Here is a 3,971-nt window from a genome sequence, read left to right as displayed (position 1 = left end):
CACTTTGGGTGTTTTTTATGAACAAAAATTGAAAATGACTAAAAAGGGTCAGCGAGGTCGTTTCAAAAGTCAATAATGATTCAAAAAAACTCAAAGGAGATGCTCAAAGGGTCAATAATGGTTCACACATAGTCAACAAGAATGCTAATAGATTCAATCGAGGCACTGTGGAAATCAATAAAGATTCAGGAATATTCTGCAATGAGCAATAGAAAGTCAATGATTTACCCGTCCGACCAAGATGCCAGAATAAACAATTCTTTGGTATATGCTTATCCATCATTAATAGCCATATTTCCTGCCATTATCTGATAATCGGTCAGACGGGATTCCACAATCTAATGACAATCAATGACACCTAATGACAATTGAATGACGATCAAGCCAAATTTTCCTGCCAATCAAATTTCAAGTCACGCCAGCATGACTCTACACTGCATAATAACTCCTGTCATATCACAATTTACTCCATGAAATCATTGATCTCTTCCGCATCGAGAACCACATGCTTTACCCGTTTTCTCTTCCAGGTATAGGTAATGTGCACACGGCCATCGGAGGCCTGGATAACGGCAGGATAGGAGTATTCTCCGGACTCATCTTCCAGGGTCAGAATATTCTTCCAGCTTTTTCCGTCCCTGGAAATGGCTACATTTAATGGAGTTCTTGGACCGCCCCACTCTCCTTCCTCAATTTTAGAATGGTTGTACACCAGCAACTGCAATCCGCTCTTCAGAGTGACTGCATCGGTGCCCGAGTTGGGATTGGGAAGCTCTGTAGGTTTCAGATCGGTCCAATGATATCCACCGTCATACGACCAGCTTGAGATAACCCGGTTTTCCTTGCTCCGGCAGAGAATCTGCAGGGTATCTCCTCCGTGTTTTAATATACTGGGCTGAATGACGTTATATTGGCTGGCGTCGTTGATGGGACCGACAAGCTTCCATGACTTGCCATAATCTTCCGTGATTTCAAAATGCACCCTCCAGCCTTTATCTTCTGTACTTGAAGGACAAACGAGTCTGCCGTCATCCATAAGCACAGGCTTGTTTTTTATAGGCCCAAGTATATCCTCAGGTAGCCTGTAACCCTGCGACCAGGTTTCTCCATAATCATCGGATATTTTAAGTACACCCCACCATTCGCTTGGACTGGGTCCCACTTTATAGAATAGCATTAATGGCCCCTCAGGATATTGAAAAAGAACGGGATTCCAGCAGGGATAGCGTTTATCGTCATGCTGAACTCCATTAGCTACAGAGACGGGGTCGGTCCATTGGCCATTGGTTTTCCGGCTGAGCCATATTTCCACATCCTTGTTCTTCTCCTGCGTGCCTCCAAACCAGGCAGCCACCAAACCATCAGGTGTCGACTCGATGGTTGAAGCATGGCAACTGGCAAAAGGAGCCTCCTTAAAAATGAATTCTTCTTCCATAATCAAATCGTTGGTTTTTTGACATGCCAGATTGTTTAATAAAAAAAACATGATAACGAAAAAGAGGGAAAGTAATTTGTACGGTTTCATAACATTATGTCTTTTATTTATTACAAGTTAATGCTATAATGACATCTACTGCTGATGACTTTGTATTTGATAGTGAAATATCAAGAGAATTTCCACTCTGTTCGTATGTTACCTCTCCATTATTATTGAGTAGCCGTATATCAGATACTTCATGTGGAAAGTTCTCAATATAAATATTATCTCTTTGCTCAAGGATATGCAGATACACCTGATCCCCTTTTTGTGTACTTACGCCCCAATCCTGGGGAGGAAGCGGACCACCCCGCGTGCCATAAACTGATTCCCCATATTCATCAAGCCAATCTCCTATTTCACGCAGACGCTGAGCCTGTTTGACTGCAATTGTGCCATCCGGCTTTGGTCCCACATTGAGAAGCAAATTTCCTCCCCCACCGGCAGTTTGAACCAAAAGTCTTATGCACTCTTCTCTCGATTTAATCTCATCATCGGGTTTCCAGGCCCACTGGTTACCGATTGTGATACAAGATTCCCAAAGTGTTGTAGTATCGAATCTCCCAACCTGTTGCTCAGGGGTAGCAAAATCCCCGGCATATTTTTCCGACTTGGTGATCCCTTCCATGCCTTTTCTTCCCTTATCAACCCGGTTGTTAATAAGTATATTATCATCCAGTGACTTAACATAGCTATACATGTCCAGGCCCATTTCATGGGTCCAGGGTTCCTCCCATTCTCCGTCAAACCACAATATTTTGGTATGATAGTTGTCTACCAGTTCCTTGATCTGGGCTTTCATATAGTCAACATACGTTTCCATATTGGCCCCTTCTTTTTTACTGCTTCGATTTTCAACAAGCGGATAATCGGGATGCCACCAGTCGGCAATGGAATAGTAGGTACCAAACAAAATTCCCTGTTCCCTGCATTCCTTTGATAACTGCTTTATGACATCTTTTTTATAGGGAGTTGACATGATATCATAATCTGTGGTTTCGGAATCCCACATGACAAATCCATCATGATGTTTGGTTACGATCACAAGGTATTTCATTCCGGCCTCCTTTAACATGGAAACCCATTCCTCAGCATCGAAGCGGGTGGGATTGAATTTTTTGTATAAGCTGTCATATTCCTCAAAGGGTATTTCTCTTCCACGTGACCAGCCAATCTCGGTTCCTTTAAGTGATACCGGTCCCCAGTGAACAAATAAACCAAATTTGGCATCCCTCCACTGTTCAGGAACAGTACGATTTTCTTTTTCCGAATTTTGGTTGCATTTGATATTGCAGGATGATATTAAAAACATGAATCCTGTAATGGTCATTAGCGCTAAATATAATATGTATTTCATCGGTAAATGATTTTTATTTGGATATTTCTAAGAATATAAAATCAACATAAATAATCAATGGGGAGCTTCTTTTTAATCTTTGTTGAAACTCACTCTAAAATTTTTAATGCGATGAAACGTCATAAAATTCGCATCATGGTAGTTGGCTGCTCCTCCCAGGCCATCATCATAAGCCGTTCGGGATACCGCAATGATATCATCCCCCTCAAACTGCCAGTCAAGATACTGAAAAGCATGGTGATGGGGATCGGGATGATGCAGTATGATCCTTTCAATGGTCCATGTTTTTAAATCCTCGCTGCTGACCAATGCAACCGTGTTCCGCTCGCGTGTATCCACATCTTTGGGTTGTACCCAGTTAACCAGTGACCAGTACTTCCGGCTTTTTTCATCATAGCGGATGGTAAATTTCTTGCCTGTACCGCCGGGGAGACGGATAAAACCCTTTTCCGGTTGGAAAGTGGCTTTCGTTCCTTTTTCATTAACCTGGACGATAGCCGCAACACCCCTGGTCTCATCCGAAAAGGCGCAGCGCAGGATGTTAACCATATCACCCTGTGGTGTAACCACAGCATTTCCTTCCAGCCAGCTCCGCATTCTGCCATCATACCAGTCTTCATCATAAGGTATCTTATTGGTGAATGTCCAGTTATCGGCATTCAGGAGATTGGAATCCACCGGAACAGACATCATGAATGCTTCAAAGTCTCTGCCCTGGGGCGCGTGCTCCATGGCTCTCCACAAACGGCCGTCATGTCTCACCACGGGTACGGGGGCACAATGGTACCGGCCTTCAGCAAGCAAGCCGCTATTCTTGTCAGTCGGTTTGGTCCAGGTTTTTCCGCCATCTTCCGATCTACGGATTACGGCATTGTTCATCCGGCCATATGTACCGATCAGATACAAGGCATTGTTGTGATAAAAAAGCGTAGACCACCATTGATTCTCTATGGTAGTAAGATGTTCCCAGCTTTTCCCCTTATCAGTTGATCGGTATACCAGGGTTTGATCCCATGAACCACGGCCGCCCCCTGGACCGAAATAATCATGTGAGGCTATATAATCGCCGTTAGGCATGACCACAAGAGATGGGGAACCTATATACTTCCCGGAAGAAGCCGGTGAATGATTGATCAC

General features: G+C 43.6%; 3 protein-coding genes. All 3 read right to left on the bottom strand.

The features are described 5' to 3' along the window. Positions 1-463: 463 nt before the first annotated feature. On the bottom strand, positions 464-1,525 hold the full coding sequence (locus KGY70_18375) for an exo-alpha-sialidase (GenBank protein ID MBS3777168.1): 1,062 nt from the start codon (positions 1,523-1,525) through the stop codon (positions 464-466). A 13-nt stretch (positions 1,526-1,538) separates the two neighbouring features. Continuing rightward, positions 1,539-2,834 (bottom strand): alpha-L-fucosidase, encoded by a 1,296-nt coding sequence (locus KGY70_18370; protein MBS3777167.1) that lies wholly within the window; start codon positions 2,832-2,834, stop codon positions 1,539-1,541. 72 nt (positions 2,835-2,906) lie between these two features. Continuing rightward, positions 2,907-3,971, bottom strand: a 1,065-nt coding sequence (locus KGY70_18365) for an exo-alpha-sialidase (protein MBS3777166.1), incomplete at its 5' end; no start/stop codon positions are given.

Source organism: Bacteroidales bacterium (genome assembly GCA_018334875.1).
Lineage (GTDB): Bacteria > Bacteroidota > Bacteroidia > Bacteroidales > UBA12077 > JAGXLC01.
The sequence above is the reverse complement of the archived record's forward strand: the minus strand, read 5'-3'. Positions and strand labels throughout refer to the sequence as shown.